Annotated in this window: 17 protein-coding genes; 8 read left to right on the forward strand and 9 right to left on the reverse strand. The window is 58.3% G+C overall.

From position 1 onward, the window contains the following. Positions 1-44: 44 nt before the first annotated feature. From QSK43_RS17535 to QSK43_RS17560, 6 genes are all read left to right on the forward strand, one after another. Entirely contained in the window at positions 45-335 is a 291-nt protein-coding gene (locus QSK43_RS17535; protein WP_332304522.1) for a cold-shock protein, read from the forward strand. Between the two features lie 26 nt (positions 336-361). Continuing rightward, positions 362-598, forward strand: coding sequence for a 30S ribosomal protein S21 (gene rpsU / locus QSK43_RS17540; protein ID WP_003517876.1), 237 nt, complete (start codon positions 362-364; stop codon positions 596-598). A 33-nt stretch (positions 599-631) separates the two neighbouring features. After that, on the forward strand, positions 632-847 hold the full coding sequence (locus QSK43_RS17545; RefSeq protein WP_332304523.1) for a hypothetical protein: 216 nt from the start codon (positions 632-634) through the stop codon (positions 845-847). A gap of 517 nt (positions 848-1364) precedes the next feature. After that, positions 1365-1502: a hypothetical protein gene (locus tag QSK43_RS17550; protein WP_167341582.1), complete on the forward strand. Its 138-nt coding sequence runs from the start codon at positions 1365-1367 to the stop codon at positions 1500-1502. 582 nt (positions 1503-2084) lie between these two features. Beyond that, positions 2085-2375: a hypothetical protein gene (locus QSK43_RS17555; RefSeq protein WP_332304524.1), complete on the forward strand. Its 291-nt coding sequence runs from the start codon at positions 2085-2087 to the stop codon at positions 2373-2375. A 12-nt stretch (positions 2376-2387) separates the two neighbouring features. Beyond that, positions 2388-2699, forward strand: coding sequence for a hypothetical protein (locus QSK43_RS17560; protein ID WP_332304525.1), 312 nt, complete (start codon positions 2388-2390; stop codon positions 2697-2699). A 267-nt stretch (positions 2700-2966) separates the two neighbouring features. On the opposite strand, the gene QSK43_RS17565 is transcribed toward QSK43_RS17560, so the two are convergent. Continuing rightward, positions 2967-4064 carry an acyltransferase family protein gene (locus tag QSK43_RS17565; RefSeq protein WP_332304526.1) on the reverse strand — a complete coding sequence of 366 codons (1098 nt, stop codon included), beginning with the start codon at positions 4062-4064 and terminating at the stop codon, positions 2967-2969. Between the two features lie 308 nt (positions 4065-4372). On the opposite strand from QSK43_RS17565, the gene QSK43_RS17570 reads away from it, so the two are divergent. Beyond that, positions 4373-4609, forward strand: coding sequence for an acyl carrier protein (locus tag QSK43_RS17570; protein WP_332304527.1), 237 nt, complete (start codon positions 4373-4375; stop codon positions 4607-4609). Between the two features lie 83 nt (positions 4610-4692). Here QSK43_RS17570 and QSK43_RS17575 read toward each other — a convergent pair whose 3' ends face one another. From QSK43_RS17575 to QSK43_RS17600, 6 genes are all read right to left on the reverse strand, one after another. Beyond that, positions 4693-5787: a glycoside hydrolase family 88/105 protein gene (locus QSK43_RS17575; RefSeq protein ID WP_332304528.1), complete on the reverse strand. Its 1095-nt coding sequence runs from the start codon at positions 5785-5787 to the stop codon at positions 4693-4695. Between the two features lie 8 nt (positions 5788-5795). Continuing rightward, positions 5796-7346, reverse strand: a complete 1551-nt coding sequence (gene pglA, locus QSK43_RS17580) for a polygalacturonase PglA (protein ID WP_332304529.1) — start codon at positions 7344-7346, stop codon at positions 5796-5798. A 111-nt stretch (positions 7347-7457) separates the two neighbouring features. Next, the gene (locus QSK43_RS17585) at positions 7458-8726 is read right to left on the reverse strand and encodes an ABC transporter substrate-binding protein (protein ID WP_332304530.1); all 1269 of its coding nucleotides are present in this window, start codon (positions 8724-8726) and stop codon (positions 7458-7460) included. A 42-nt stretch (positions 8727-8768) separates the two neighbouring features. After that, positions 8769-9869 (reverse strand): ABC transporter ATP-binding protein, encoded by a 1101-nt coding sequence (locus QSK43_RS17590; protein ID WP_332304531.1) that lies wholly within the window; start codon positions 9867-9869, stop codon positions 8769-8771. Positions 9870-9872: 3 nt separating this feature from the next. Further along, on the reverse strand, positions 9873-10757 hold the full coding sequence (locus QSK43_RS17595) for a carbohydrate ABC transporter permease (RefSeq protein ID WP_332304532.1): 885 nt from the start codon (positions 10755-10757) through the stop codon (positions 9873-9875). Positions 10758-10761: 4 nt separating this feature from the next. Next, positions 10762-11643: a carbohydrate ABC transporter permease gene (locus tag QSK43_RS17600; RefSeq protein WP_045020511.1), complete on the reverse strand. Its 882-nt coding sequence runs from the start codon at positions 11641-11643 to the stop codon at positions 10762-10764. Between the two features lie 213 nt (positions 11644-11856). Between QSK43_RS17600 and QSK43_RS17605 the strand changes: the two genes are divergently transcribed. Continuing rightward, positions 11857-12813 (forward strand): helix-turn-helix domain-containing protein, encoded by a 957-nt coding sequence (locus tag QSK43_RS17605; RefSeq protein WP_332304533.1) that lies wholly within the window; start codon positions 11857-11859, stop codon positions 12811-12813. Between the two features lie 8 nt (positions 12814-12821). On the opposite strand, the gene QSK43_RS17610 is transcribed toward QSK43_RS17605, so the two are convergent. After that, complete coding sequence (locus tag QSK43_RS17610) at positions 12822-14102, reverse strand: TRAP transporter large permease (RefSeq protein WP_332304534.1); 1281 nt, start codon at positions 14100-14102, stop codon at positions 12822-12824. Beyond that, positions 14103-14624, reverse strand: coding sequence for a TRAP transporter small permease (locus tag QSK43_RS17615; protein ID WP_332304535.1), 522 nt, complete (start codon positions 14622-14624; stop codon positions 14103-14105). Between the last annotated feature and the right edge of the window lie 20 nt (positions 14625-14644).

The following is a 14644-nucleotide window of genomic DNA, read 5'->3' on the forward strand; positions in this document are numbered from 1 at the left end:
GTTAAAGCCCGGCCTTTTGTTTTTTTGGCCATGGGGAGGCTCTCATGCGCAAAAATCTTTATCGTTCCGGCGATGCGATCTTTCTTAAACCGGGTGTACTTAAGGGCGATCAGCCCAAAGGTCCCGGCCGGGTCGTATCGGCACTGCCCGAGACACAAGGCGCGGTTCGCTACAGGGTGCGTTTCCAGTACGAGAACTTCGAACGCAATATAGCGCTCGATGAAATCGATGTGGCAGCGTCATCGTCGTCGCGACCCGTGGAAGTCGAAGGCTCGTCCTCGCGCGATGCGGGAACGAGCTGGATCAATTCGAATACGATCAAAATCAGAAAATAGCAGCATGGCTGCGTTAAGGAGATATGTTGCAGGTACTCGTCAGGGATAACAATGTAGAGCAAGCCCTCCGCGTCTTGAAAAAGAGGATGCAGCGCGAGGGTATCTTCCGCGAGATGCGCGCGCGGGAATCTTATGAAAAGCCGTCGGAAAAGCGCATCCGTGAAGAAGCGGAAGCCGTGCGCCGCCACCGCAAGATGGCGAAGAAAAAATTGCAGCGCGAAGGATTGCTTCCCGCTCCTAAAAAGGTTGCCCGCGCTCGATAACGTCAATCCGGCGCATCCGTGAAGGAGAATGCCATGACCGCGACAAAAGAGGCTTTTTTCAAACCTGGAAAATTATCCTCGCAGGACAAGGCATCCCTTACGGACAGGGCGGCAAAGCAGATCATAACTGCCGAATCCGACCAGCGCGCCAAAAAGACGGAACGGCTTCGCCAGCTTCGCGAAGCCCAAGAGGCGGCAATCGTCGCCCCCGCGCCCACCCGCACCAAAAGGCCATCCGGGAAGAAATAGCCCGGGTGCGCCTTTTGACGCCACCACCCCGAAAAACTTCTTGAACCTTATACGCAACAGGCGCACGCTTCGCCTGTCAGCACCGTAGCTGAAGTGCACTGATGATTGAGGGCAGAGTGTCCTCGCCCCCAAACGAAAGGAGGACGAGATGTCTTCCGATTTTTATTCATCAAGCCTTTCACGCAATCTCGTCCGCACCGGCGGTGCGGGTTATAGGGAAAACGTCTCGCTTCGTTTTCTCCTGAACGCAGCCGAAGAAACGGCTATGCGCCTGGATCGCGGCGCGCCCATCGGCTTTGCGGCCTTTCCAGATTTTGGCCTCCAGACAGACTTCGCGCGAAGCGTCCCCGCAGGGCGTATCCGCCTATCCCAAGGGACCCTTCCCTTCGGGAAACATCCGTTGGCCGGGCCGCCTTTACCCTGACGATGAAACCGCTTCCCGCAGCGCGTCTGCGGCGGGCGACCATGCACCGGACCACACCACCCATCCGACATCAGTTAATATCAGGAGGACACCATGGCCAAGGGTCAAGTACGCAGCAACAAGGAAATCCGTAAACCGAAGAAGGACAAGACGAAAACTCCGGACGCACCGCCCGTTGGCACACAGGTCAAGTTCGCAAACTCCACGACGGCTGACGGCAAAAAGAAATAGAATAATGGCGGTCCGAAATTCGGGATCGTGACGAATAAAACAATTCTTCAGAACCCGGACTTGTTTTGGCCACATTGCCTCTCTATATAGCTCATGTAGCAGCTGCTGGTGAGCGCAAAAATGTCGTTCGCAGTTGTTTTAGTCGCTTCAGACTTTTGACCACGGATGTACTGGCACTGGTGTTAAGAGCGATATGAGGAAGGTCGGTGCAATATTGCCCCGGCCTTTTTTGTTGTCTGTAACACCCCCTTGGTGTTGGCGCCGTACCGGTCACATACTCACCACGAGCAGTGGAATTAGCTTGCCTATTTCGCGCAAAGAGCGCACGCTTCCCCATCGGTAATCAAAGGGCGCTACCGCTGTCAGGCTTGTCTGCCGTCTCTAGCCCCGCTTGCACATGCCTTCAATCGACAGGGCGGCTTCTGGAATTTACCGGGGCACGCATGAAGGCGTCTGCCCGAAACCGGCAGGTCCATCGACCGCCCGGCATATCGTTTCAAAGCGTTGGAGCGTCCCCGTGCAACCTTTTAAAGGAGCGCGCGAGGCTTTGGCTTTTCTGAACCAGCAAGAAAGGAGGACTTCATGTCTTCCGTGTCCAGCAATTTTTTAATCTCCTCTCAGGATCTCAAAATGCTCCAGGCCGTTCTCGAGAGCGTGGGTTTTAATCACCGTACCGAGGATCGCGACAAGAAGCTGCACAACAGAGCTGCCCGCAAGGTAATAGAATTGTATCTGGAAGGGTTGACCGACCCGACAAAACTCACGACCGAAATGCGTTTCCTGTTCGGCGTGCAGAAGCACGATCACGGCACGCCGTGGAAGCCGCTCCCCCGATACGCGATCCAGGGACTGCCACTGCTTTACCGCCATTGAGGGAGAGCACCGATGCGCGAATATATCATGGTCAGCACCGGCCTCTGGCTGGGATTGTTTCTGACCTGGTACCTCGTCACCATGTACGATACGGCCGATAGCGTTTTTCCGGCAAATACGGTCGCGTCCCTGCCGCTCCTGATGACGTCATCCGAATGCGAGGCCCAGTTCGGTATTCTGTTTTCGATGAGCCACAAGCTTTTGAAGGCAGGCGGACCGACCGTTCCCGACGACCTGCGCAAGAACATAGAGCATTGCATTTCCTCCGACGAGGCAAGCCGCCTGAAGCTGAAAGACAATCAACTCATTCGGCTTTTTCCCTGAAGCACGGCTGCCGCCGGGCCATACCACCAAAATCACTGGTAAAAATAACGGCTTGGCAAATGGGATATATAAGAAGACACTGAATTGGTTGGACATCATGTCCAAGAGTTTGCGTCTGCGTGGAGGATGAGTATGACGTATGACTGGAGCGGCCGCAGAATGCGCCGCATGCGTGCGGCGAAACTGACGATCATCAGCATCGTCGCGGCCTTCGTGCTGACGGCTCCGATTTTCGCCCATTACTGACGTTCCGCAGCGACGGTCCATTCACACCGGCTGTCTGATTTCCGCCCGTTTTTTCAGGCGGTCTTTCAGCCATTTCTGGATTGGCTGATCGTAGTGGACAGTCAGGTACCATGACAGCCACGTCGTTCCGATCAGGAAAACGACGCCCGCCGGCAAGGCGACGTTCTCTCTATCCACAGCCGGGATCAGAAACTCCGTCCAGGCCAGCAGCGGAATATGCAGCACATAGACCGCGTAGGAAGCCGTGCCGAGAAAGGTCGACAACGTTCCGACCCTGCGGCCCGGAACCGTATTGCTGGCCACGAACAGCAGCAGCGGCCAAACGAGCAGGACGACGGCGAGATCGAAAAACGGCCGAAGTTCGCGCGAAACCGGAACGGCGAGAATGAAGCAGACCAGCAGAAGGCAGAGCGACGCACGGATGGGCCTCAATACCGGCACGCGGTTGCGGAAACGGTAAATCAGCACGCCGGCGAAAAACGAGAAGAACACCCTTCCCATGCCGGCATACATTTCGTGCCAGCGAAAACCCGCATGCAACCTGCCGAACTCGGCAGCCGCCACCGCGAGCACGCAGGCGCTGACGGCCAGCACCGCGATCGTCTGTTTCGTTGTCGCCCGCACGCCCCAGCGGGCGTAAACCGCATTCACGACCAGTTCGTTGAAAAGCGACCAAGCCGGGCTGACGAGAAACAACGCGCCGTTCAATGTGAACGTGAAGGGTGCCGGGACGAAAAGAAGCCCGGTCAGCAACGCGATCGCCAGCTCGCCGGGGTCGACAAGGCGATGAAGATCGTCAATCGGCGTTGGCAGGCCCAACACATAGAGGCAGAGGAAATAGGCCGCCATCAACGCCAGCCCCAGCACATAGAGTGGATAAAGACGCGCAAGGCGCGCTTTCATGAAAAAGCCTGATGTGATCGCCCCCTCACGCAGTTTCGCACTGTAGGCGTGCGCCAGCACGAAACCGCTCAAGGCGAAGAACAGATCCACGGCGAGATAACTCGAAGCAGCGCTTTTCCCGAAAAGCTGCTCGGCATGGCGATGGACGATGAAGAGCGCGGCCACACCTCTTATGCCATCGAGCAATATGAAGCGTTCCGGGGGCGACTGGACCATGGGGTTTAATGCTCGACGAGACTGGATTATATTCACTCCACAAAAACAAGTTTACCGCGCAGTGGTTCATCGCTTCCAGTCACAAACTGTTTAGCGCCATACACACCCCGCATTCTTATGGGCATTTACCCATGGCCGCTACTCTTTCGCAGCCGTCAAAGGCGTGCTACGTCCGGGTGTCATCGATGCTTTGACCTTTTGACTCTGCGTTTCATCCCTTGCGAAAACCGGTTTCGGTTTTCATATCTGCCCTGGGCGCAAATTCAATCCGGCGGCTCGGCGGCAAGCAACTTTCGCGGAGTCCCATAATGTCCACCATCGCAGACCGTATCAAAAAAATCATCGTAGACCAGCTGGGTGCAGATCCGGCCGCGGTTGTCGACGACGCCAATTTTGTTGACGATCTCGGTGCCGATTCCCTCGAGGTCGTTCAGGTCGTCATGGAAATCGAGGAAGAGTTCGGAGTGGAGATTCCAGATTCCGCCGCAAACACCATCCTGACCGTCGGCGACGCGATCCGCTTCATCGAAAAGAACAAGGCGTAGGCAGCAACGGCGGGATTAACGACCCGGGCAAGCCCGCCGACCCAAAGAGGCGGAACAGCGTTTCCGCCTCCGCCCAGCAGCTGTCATTCAAGACAAAGATATTCGGCATAGGCCATCATCAGTGGCCCAACCCCCTTTGCGTCGTCGGACACCACCGGCTCGGTCAGGTAATATTCCGGCGAGCCGTCACGATAATTGCCCTCGAAGCCACCGAGCCCGGCGACATGGACGATGCCCGTAAGGCGGGTGACGCCTTCTTCGTCAGTCCTCAGCCGAGTCTCAAGAAGTGCCTCCAGCGCGCGGCGACCCGCCGAAATGGCGGCATTTGCCTCCTCGTCCTGCAAAACCCCCAACCGGGCCGCGCGCAGTAAGGCATAAGCGAACATGGCCGAAGCGGAAGTTTCCTCGTAATTGCCGGCAAGCGTCGGATTGTCGAGTACCTGCATCCAAAGGCCGGTTTCCGTCTGCCGCGCGACGATACCGGCCAGAAGCAGACGTGCGCGTTCCCGAAGCGGTGCTGTCGCGCCGTCATCCGGCAAGACGACCAGCGCATCGACCAGCGCCATGGCGAGCCAGCCAACGGCGCGCGCCCAGATGGCCGGCGACTGGCCGGTCAAGGGGTCGGCCCAGCGCTGGCTGCGGCTGTCGTCATAACCATGGACATAGAACCCGCCGACATCTGCCGTCAGGGCCAGTGCTGTCGAAAATTGCCGCAGCGCATCGTCGATCAAATCAGTTTGGCCGGTCGCCTGCGCATATTCGATCTGGAAGGGTAGGCCCATATAAAGTCCGTCCAGCCAGACCTGATGCGGATAACGGTTCTTGTGCCAGTAATTTCCGGCAGCGATACGCGGATGAGTGCGGAGTTGACCTGCCAGATGCCCTGCTGCGGCGAGATAACGCGGATCGCCCGTTTCCGCCGTCAGGGAAAAGAGAATGCGACCGGCGAGGATGTGATCGATGTTATATTCCTGCGGATCGTAACCGGCGAGCGTCCCATCCGGCGCTATCTGTGCATCGGCCAGGCGATGGACATGATCGTTCCAGCGCCTGTCGCCAGTCGCCTGGAACAGATGTTGCAGACCCCGATAGACGCAGCCATCCTCATAACACCAGCTTCCGCCCTTATAATGCCTGTAACGGCTGGAGAATTGATCAAAATAATCAGTTGGTTTCATGGATTTTCTCAATGGTCTGATGAAATGGAAACGGAGGCGCCGCTCAGCAAGGCGGGATTATCGCAGACGATTTCCGCCTGTTCAAAAACGATCGTCTCATGCAGCATGGGCCGCACCCGGTCCGCCATGATCGGCGGCGTGGCGACGGCCGAGGGATCGTGTGAAACGATGGTGAGATTGCGAATGGCGATGTTGCGGATAGGGGCTTCGGGAAGACCGAGAAAGGCGCCGGCAGCATGGGCCAGATTGCGGATTTCGACATCTTCCACGGTAATTCCGTCGATGAAAGGTGTGCCCTTGTCGGCTGGAGCCGGATTTCGCGATTGCACCCATTCGTCATGCCCGTCCGCATCGCAATGGTAATGGGCATTGGCGGAAAGCGCGGTCTGCACGCCATCCAGCAATACTCTCCGCATGGCGATGTTAGTGACGGAACCGCCGCGCCCGCGCCGAGTCTTCAGACGCAGGCCGCGATCCGTGCCGATCATCTCGCAATCCTCGACCGTCACATCATGCACACCGCCCGACATTTCCGAACCGATGACCAAACCACCGTGGCCGCGCTCCATCAGGCAATGGCGCACGCGGACGCCGCGCGTTTCCGCCAGATGGTCGTCCTCGCCATTCGGTCCGCGTTTCCCCGCCTTCACCGCGATGCAATCGTCACCCACGGAAAAACGCACACCGGTTATCGTCACGTTACGGCAGCTTTCAGGATTGAAGCCATCTGTGTTCGGACTGTCATGCGGGGCGATAATGGCAAGACCGGCCGCCGTCAGATTGTCGCAACCCTGTGGGTGGATCGTCCATGACGGCGCGTTGCGGATGGTAAAGCCCAGAAGCGTGACGTCACGGCAGGAAACGAGGTGGAGGCCGCGTGGACGGCGGGCGCCATCGCGCGTTTCCTTCGGCCAGTTCCACCAGTCGCCCCTGTCGCCGGATCCATCTAGGACGCCCCTGCCCTCGATCACGAGATTATCCGCGCCTATGGCGTGAACGGGCGCGGCGAAACAGGCATCCGGCAGTCCTTCCCAGCTGCCGAGCATGCGACCGGCCCCATCGCGGGCGGGCAGGATCGGCCAGCCCCTGCGGGTGGGGGGTGCACGCAGCACCGCTCCCTCCGCAAGATGGAGCGTCATCGCGCTTTTCAGCCGCACCGGAAAAGCCGTCCAGAGGCCCGGCGCGAGGTGCAACGCGCCACCCTGCGGCACGGCGGCAACGGCCCTTTCGAGCGCCTGCGCATTGGCGCGTGCGCTCTCTTCATCATCGAGCGCAACATCCGGCATCAGGGAAAACGCCGCCGCCTCGACAAGTCCGGTGCAGGGCGCGGTCTTGAAGTTCACGCTTCCGAACCGATCCGCTTCGAACATGTAGTGGGTATCTGGGCGGAGATCGTGCAGCAGCGTGAGGACAGTGGCGGTTTCTCCGCGCTGCTCATCGCCATCCTTTGACGACAGACGCCATGCCGTCTGCGATGGCAGATGATACCGCGCACCGGGTGCTGCAAGGCAAAGCGCTGCCATCCGCGCCGAATGCGCGATCATAAAGGGTCGGTTCATGCTCTCTTCTCGTCTTGTGCGCTGTCCGGTGCCACCCATCGGCGAACGTGCTTCCTGTCATCCAGCAACCGGATAAAAGGCCCGCCGCACCACTGCGGCGGGCTATGGTCATCAATCGAACTTGGCCAGGACATCATTGGTGGAATCGATGATCTGCTCGGCCGCCTCTTCAGCGCTCAGCTGGCCATAGGCATATTCCTCCAGCGTATCGATGAAGCCAGAGCGAATTTCCGGGTGTTCGTTGAAGGGCGAAACCACCGGCCCCGACGCCGCCATGACAATGGCATTGGCGGCGCGCACTTCCGGCTCGCCCTTGTTTCCGAGACGCGTCGCCGCAGCCTTGGACGCGGGCAAGCCGCGCGACGTGCCGAGTGCGTCGATGCCCTCCGGCTCGTTCAGCAGGCAGTTCAGGATTTGCGCGGCCGTTTCCGGGTTCTTCGAATTCTTTGAAATCGAAAATACCATGGAGGGTTTGCGGTAGACGCCTTCAGTCACGGCGTCGGCGAGCTTCAGCATCGGCACCGGTTTTAGGACTTGGCCTTCCTTCAGTGGATCTGCATATTTCGAATAGGTCGAATCCCATTCATAGGAGCCGGCGATGCGGCCTTCGGACCAGGACGGCTTTTCATAAAGATTGACGTTACCATCGGCCGCTTCCTCTTTCTGGGAGCGGATGGAGCCGGTCTCGACGAGTTTTCCGACGAATGAGATACCTCCCGCCAGTTCCTCGGGCGTCCAGGCGACTCGGTTGGTCTTCGGGTCGACCAGGTCCTTGCCGGTCTTCTGCACGACGGCGAGCGTCACGAGAAGCTGGGCGGTCTCTTTCACCGCATTGAAGGTATAGTGGTCCTTGCCGAGCTTTTCTTTGATGGTTTTGGTTGCCGCGAAGAACTCATCCCATGTCTTGGGGATTTCGACGCCCGCCTTTTCGAAGGTCGTAGCGTTGAAGAAAAAGACGCGACCGGTCGTCGAGACCGATAATCCCTGCAACACTCCGTTCATGGAACCCGCCTCCAGATCGGATGCAGCCCACTGGGAAAGGTCCAGCGGCTTCAGCTGACGCAGATCCGCAAACCCTTCACCGTTCTTGGAAAACAGCGGCAGCCACGGCCAGTTCACCTGAACGATGTCGGCCTCCGTCTTGCCCGCCATCTGCGTGGTGAGCTTTTCCAGATATCCGTCGAAACCGGTGAACTCACCCTTGACGGTGTGACCATATTTTTCGCCGCAGGCGGCAATCGCCTTCTGTGTGGCGACGTGGCGGCTTTCACCTCCCCACCAGGACATGCGCAGTTCAGCGGCGCCAGCCGCCTGAACCATCGCCATTGCGGCATAAGCGGCACCTGCCAGCATCGTCATCGTTCTTGTCATCGTCTTCATTGCTCTCTCCTCCTCGAAAAATCAGACACGCAGGTCCCCTCCTCACAGCGAGACGTTGCGGCCATCGGCCCTGTCGAAAATATGCAGCTTTTCAGGATCGGGCCGCAGACGAAGATTGCCGTCGCGACCGAGCGCCTCGAATTCGGCCGCCCCGACCACACTCACCAGTTTCTGGCCACCAAGATCGGCATGCAGATAGACCTCGTGCCCCATGAACTCCGCATTGGTCAGCTTCGCCTGCAACGCCGGGCCATCCGCGTCACCAGCCAGCGAGAGATGCTGCGGGCGGATGCCGATGACGGCCTCTTCCGGCTTGACGATGAGACGCCTTTCCAGATGGTCACCAATCGGAAGACGCTGCCCCCCGATGACAAACTCGGCTCCGTCGATGGAGACATCCACCAGGTTCATTTCCGGCATGCCTATGAAACCGGCCACGAACAGATTGGCGGGGCGGTTATAAAGTTCCTTCGGCGTCGCGACCTGCATGATACGTCCGGCCTGCATGACACAGATGCGATCGCCCATAGTCATGGCCTCCGTCTGGTCGTGCGTCACATAGATGACGGTTGAAGACAGGCCTTCCGCCTTCAGCTGCCGATGGAGATCGGTGATGCGTACCCGCATGGAGGCGCGCAGCTTGGCGTCGAGATTGGAAAGCGGCTCGTCGAACAGGAAAACGCCCGGCTTCTTGATAAGCGCGCGGCCGAGAGCCACACGCTGCGCCTGCCCGCCGGAAAGCTGCTTCGGCAGCCGGTCCAGCAGCGGTTCAATTTCCAGAATCCGGGCGACATTGTCGATTGCCTTCGTGATTTCAGGCTTGGCGACACCGGCGATTTTTAGACCGAAAGCCAGATTGCCGCGCACCTTCATATGCGGATAAAGCGCATAGTTCTGGAACACCATGGCGATGGAGCGCTTGCCCGGCGGCAGGTCGTTTACGCGCTGATCGCCGATGAGGATCTCGCCGCCGGTGATTTCCTCAAGACCCGCCACCATACGTAGCGTCGTGGACTTGGCACAGCCGGACGGGCCGACGAATACCATGAACTCGCCGTCCTCGATTTCGAGGTCGATGCCATGCACGGCCTTGAAGCTGCCGCCGTAAATCTTCTCAAGATTTTTAAGTTGAACGCTTGCCATTTTTCAGCCCTTGACCCCGCCAGACGAGATCCCTTCAATGAAATACCGTTGCGCCGCGAAGAAGACGATCAGCGCAGGCGCGATCGTCAGCACCGACATCGCCAGGATGCGGTTCCATTCAAAGGCTTCGGTAGTGTCGATGGAAAGTTTGAGCGCAAGGCTCACCGGATATTTGTCGACCGAGGACAGGTAGATCAGCGGTCCGAGGAAATCATTCATCGTCCACATGAACTGGAACAGGCAGACCGAAATCAGAGCCGGCGCCAGCATCGGCACGACGATGTAGACCAGCGTCTGCAGGCTGTTGGCGCCATCCACGCGGGCGGCTTCCTCCATGTCCGAGGGCAGCGACCGCAGGAACTGCACCAGCATGAAGACGAAGAACGCATCGCCGGCGAGTGCGGAAGGCACCCAGAGCGGCAGGAAACTGTCCAGCCAGCCGAGATCCCGGAACAGAATATATTGCGGAATGCGGGTGACGACATTCGGCAAAAGCAGAATGGCGATGACCGAGCCGAACAGGATTTTCTTCAGCGGGAAATCAAATCGCGCAAAGGCATAAGCTGCCATTGTGCAGGAAATCGCCGTGCCGATGACCTTGGGCAGGATGATCAGGAACGAGTTCCAGAAGAACCGGCCGAAAGTATAGGGCGTGGACGTCTGCCAACCACGGACATAGCCGTCGAGCGTCGGATTTTCGGGGATAAAGCCTGCGCCGGAGAAGATTTCCGAATTCGTCTTGAAACTTGCGCCCACCAGCCAGATCAGCGGATAGAGCATGACGAAGCCGACCGCAAACAGCAGCACGTAGCGGACCGACGTCGATAACATCCTCAGCCTTGCCCGGCGGGCGGCCTGAATGTCGTTTAAGGTTGCGATATCCGTCATGACCTCAGTTCCGCTTGTCGCCGGCGTAATAGACCCACTTTTTCGAGGACCAGAAGGCCACGAGGGTCAGCACGGTGATGATGGTGAAAAGAACCCAGGCAATGGCTGAGGCATAGCCCATGTTGAACTTCTTGAAAGCCTCGTCGTAAATGTAGAGAGGCAGCAGATAGGTGGATTTCAAGGGGCCGCCCTGGGTGATGATGTAGGGTCCGTTGAACTCCTGAAACGCCTGTACCATCTGCATGATGAGATTAAAGAAGATCACCGGCGTCAGGAGCGGCAGGGTGATGAAAAAGAACGTCCTGATCTTGCCCGCACCGTCGATGGCGGCCGCCTCAAAGAGCGACTTGTCGATGGATTGCAGGGCGGCGAGAAAAATCACCATGGCTGAACCGAACTGCCAGCAGCGCAGCAGCGTGATGGTGAAAAGTGCGTTGCCGGGATCGCCGAACCAATCCACCGGCGACAATCCGATCGCAGCCAGCGCCATATTGGCCAGCCCCTCGCTTGCGAAGATGTAACGCCACAGAACCGCAATCGCAATCGAGCCGCCGAGGATGGACGGCACGTAAAATGCTGTACGAAAGAAATTGATGAATTGCAGCTTGTAATTGAGTATCGCAGCAATGAAAAGCGCGAAGGCAAGCTTCAGCGGCACGGTCAAAAACACGTAGAACAGGGTAACGTTCAGCGATTTCATGAAGGTGCGATCGCGGGTGAACAGGCGCTCGTAATTTGCCAGTCCCGCCCAGATGGGATCGCTCATCAGGTCGTAACGGGTGAAGCTGAGATAGAGGGAACCGAGAAACGGGATCGCCGTGAAAACCAGAAGCCCGATAATATAGGGCGTCAGATATCCCAGCCCCAGGAAGCGCTGAGATTTCATGACGTCCCTCCCCGCGCCTCGGCGAGACGCGAATTCAAGAATACAATTTCGTGCAAGTGGTTCTCCTGGAACGGCACGCGGCAAGCGCATAGTGGCGCAGTTTATCTGCCGCGACCGATCTCCTCCCTCATTGATACGGCGCGTATAAGCGGTTTATGGGGTGACAAAACCAAATTTCCGCGCCAAGGTGAATTAACAAAGACGAGGAAAAAGATGGATGAAATCGAAGGTGGCATTCTGTCATCCATTCCGCCTGCCGCGCTCACGCTCAATCTGACACGCGCGACGATCAAGATGGAGCATTCCCGCACCTGGCAGATCGACAAGTCCAATCAGGTGGACGACCTCGTCATCTGCCTCGAGGGACGCGGGCACTATCTTGTGGACGGCGAGGCGCGGGTGCTGGAACCGGGCGATGCGATGCTGATTTTTAAGGGGCAGCGTTTCGTCGGCTGGAACGAACAGGCGGCAACCTACCGAGGTGTCGCACAACATTTCATGCTGGATATTTACGGCCGCCACAACCTGATCGCGCAGATGGATCTGAAACCGAAACTGCGGCTGAGCCGCTGGCCGCTTCTGGAGCCACTTGTTCGCCACTATCGGCAAAGCGCCCCGCCCTCCTCCGTCACGCTTGGCCAGCATCACCTGTTCATGGTGCTTTTGATCGCTTTCATCGATGATGCCTTCCTGGGCTGGGTCGACCGTCCAAGCTTCCAGCCGGAGGGCGCGGAAGCCCTCGATCTTGCCGTCATGAAGGCAATCACGATGATTTCGGCAAATCCGCTCGATCCAGAAATCGCCGGAAGGGCCACGGACGCCGCCCCCTATAATCGCGACTATTTTTTGCGCGAATTCCAGAAGCGTGTCGGACGCACACCCAGAAAATATCAGGAGTTCAAGCGCATGGAGCGGGCCATGCATTTTCTGGAGGCCGGCCTTTCAGTCGCGTCTGCGGCGGCAGAGGTGGGTTATGCCGACCCCTATTATTTCTCACGCATGTTCAAACGCACGCTGGGCCTGAGCCCGCGCGACCACATGAACAAGGTGCGTCGAAGCCGCCACGGCAATCTCATGGCTTTCGATGAGCACGAACAGCAAAGGCTGCTCTCCGCTGACCCTCAAAATGAAAAGGCCCCGCTGGAACAGCGAGGCCCTGTTTCGGCATGATTGAAGGATTACCGGAAGAGCGACGGCAACCACAGCGAAAGTGACGGAATATAGGTGACCGCGAGCAGCACCGCGACACTGGCCCCGAAGAACGGCCAGATCGTCCGCATCGCCTCCCTGATCGTTATGCCGCCGACCGCACATCCGACAAAGAGCACCGTTCCAACCGGCGGCGTGTTGAGACCAATACCGGCATTGAGGATCATGATGACGCCGAAATGCACCGGGTCGATGCCGAAGGCCTTCACGACAGGCAGAAGCACCGGTGTGGAGATAATGACCAACGGCGCCATGTCCATGAAGGTGCCGAGCAAAAGCAGAATGACGTTGATGACCAGAAGCACGATGATCGGGTTGTCCGAAATCGCGCTGATTGCCGCAATCATCAGCGTCTGCACCTGCAGGAACGCCATCAGCCAGCCGAAGGACGCCGCCGTGCCGATGACCAGCAGAACCATGGCCGTCGTCCGAACCGCCCCCATCACCGCTTCCACGAAGCCGCTCCAGTTGAGTTCGCGATAGACCAGCATGGCGACGAGGAAGGCGTAGAGAACTGCGATGCAGGAGCTTTCCGTCGCGGTGAAGATGCCCGAACGCACGCCGCCGAAGATGATGCCGATCAGCAGGATGCCTGGAAACGACGCCAGAAGATAATACATCAGCTTGGAAAAGCCCGGGAACGGCTCGGAGGGATAACCCTTGCGCCGCGCGACGATATAGGCGGTGACCATCAGAGCCGCAGCAAGCAGCAGGCCCGGAATGATGCCGGCGGTGAAGAGATCGGCCACCGAGACATTACCGCCCGCCGCGATCGAATAAAGGATCATGTTATGCGAAGGCGGGATCATCAGCGCGATGATGGCGGCATTGACCGTGACGTTGACAGCGTAGTCCCTGTCATAACCACGCTGGGCCATTTGCGGGATCATCAGCCCGCCGACGGCCGATGCATCGGCAACGGCTGAGCCGGAAATACCCCCGAACAGGGTGGAAGCGACGATGTTGACCTGGCCGAGGCCGCCGCGCAGATGGCCGACCAGTCCGGCAGCGAAACGGATGAGCCGATGGGCGATGCCCCCGCGCACCATGAGGTCGCCCGCGAAGATGAAGAACGGGATCGCCATCATCGCAAACACGTTCATGCCGGAATTCATCTGCTGGAACACCACGATGGGCGGCAGGCCGAGATAAAGAACGGTGACGAAGGAGGCGATGCCGAGGCAAAACGCGATCGGCGTGCCGATCAGCATCAGCAGGGTGAAGACACCGAATAGGATGGTGTAAGCCATTTACGCGGCCTCCTGCACGAGCACATCTGCCGCGAGTTCCTCGCCGAGGGCAAGATCGATGAAACGTTCGGCCGCAAATAGCGCGATGAGAAAACCGCCGCCTATCAGCGGGAAAAAGTCCATGCCGCCCGGCCATCCGAGAACGGGGATCGTCGCCGTCCATGTGCCCATGGAAAGCGAGGTTCCATACCATGCCATGCCGACACCGAAGAAAAAGATCAGGGCAAGGCTGGCAAGGTCCATTCCCTTCTGGATGCGCGGCGGCATCATGTAACGCAGAATATCCAGCCCCAAATGTACGCTTTCACGCACACCAACCGCCGCCCCCAGCATGATGAACCATGACATGAGGTGAAGCGACAGCGGCTCCGACCAGCTGGGAGAATCATTCAGGATATAACGGGCAAACACCTGCCAACCGACGATAAGGGTCATGGCGACCATGCCGATGCCGGCAATATAAAGCGACGCGTGACTGAGAGCGCCGAGAAATGGGCGAATCGCCCGCATGAAGTTTCGCATTTGCCTTCCTCCTCCAACTT

The organism is Rhizobium sp. GR12, assembly GCF_036596185.1.
Lineage (GTDB): Bacteria > Pseudomonadota > Alphaproteobacteria > Rhizobiales > Rhizobiaceae > Agrobacterium > Agrobacterium nepotum.

Bases quoted from the DNA above. Each gene is read 5' to 3' on its own strand.
- QSK43_RS17545 (WP_332304523.1), top strand. From the start codon at position 632: ATGACCGCGACAAAAGAGGCTTTTTTCAAACCTGGAAAATTATCCTCG.
- QSK43_RS17585 (WP_332304530.1), bottom strand. From the start codon at position 8,726: ATGAAGACGATGACAAGAACGATGACGATGCTGGCAGGTGCCGCTTAT.
- pglA (WP_332304529.1), bottom strand. From the start codon at position 7,346: ATGAACCGACCCTTTATGATCGCGCATTCGGCGCGGATGGCAGCGCTT.
- QSK43_RS17560 (WP_332304525.1), top strand. From the start codon at position 2,388: ATGCGCGAATATATCATGGTCAGCACCGGCCTCTGGCTGGGATTGTTT.
- QSK43_RS17590 (WP_332304531.1), bottom strand. From the start codon at position 9,869: ATGGCAAGCGTTCAACTTAAAAATCTTGAGAAGATTTACGGCGGCAGC.
- QSK43_RS17595 (WP_332304532.1), bottom strand. From the start codon at position 10,757: ATGACGGATATCGCAACCTTAAACGACATTCAGGCCGCCCGCCGGGCA.
- QSK43_RS17600 (WP_045020511.1), bottom strand. From the start codon at position 11,643: ATGAAATCTCAGCGCTTCCTGGGGCTGGGATATCTGACGCCCTATATT.
- QSK43_RS17610 (WP_332304534.1), bottom strand. From the start codon at position 14,102: ATGGCTTACACCATCCTATTCGGTGTCTTCACCCTGCTGATGCTGATC.
- QSK43_RS17565 (WP_332304526.1), bottom strand. From the start codon at position 4,064: ATGGTCCAGTCGCCCCCGGAACGCTTCATATTGCTCGATGGCATAAGA.
- QSK43_RS17605 (WP_332304533.1), top strand. From the start codon at position 11,857: ATGGATGAAATCGAAGGTGGCATTCTGTCATCCATTCCGCCTGCCGCG.
- QSK43_RS17550 (WP_167341582.1), top strand. From the start codon at position 1,365: ATGGCCAAGGGTCAAGTACGCAGCAACAAGGAAATCCGTAAACCGAAG.
- QSK43_RS17615 (WP_332304535.1), bottom strand. From the start codon at position 14,624: ATGCGAAACTTCATGCGGGCGATTCGCCCATTTCTCGGCGCTCTCAGT.
- QSK43_RS17575 (WP_332304528.1), bottom strand. From the start codon at position 5,787: ATGAAACCAACTGATTATTTTGATCAATTCTCCAGCCGTTACAGGCAT.
- QSK43_RS17570 (WP_332304527.1), top strand. From the start codon at position 4,373: ATGTCCACCATCGCAGACCGTATCAAAAAAATCATCGTAGACCAGCTG.
- QSK43_RS17535 (WP_332304522.1), top strand. From the start codon at position 45: ATGCGCAAAAATCTTTATCGTTCCGGCGATGCGATCTTTCTTAAACCG.
- QSK43_RS17555 (WP_332304524.1), top strand. From the start codon at position 2,085: ATGTCTTCCGTGTCCAGCAATTTTTTAATCTCCTCTCAGGATCTCAAA.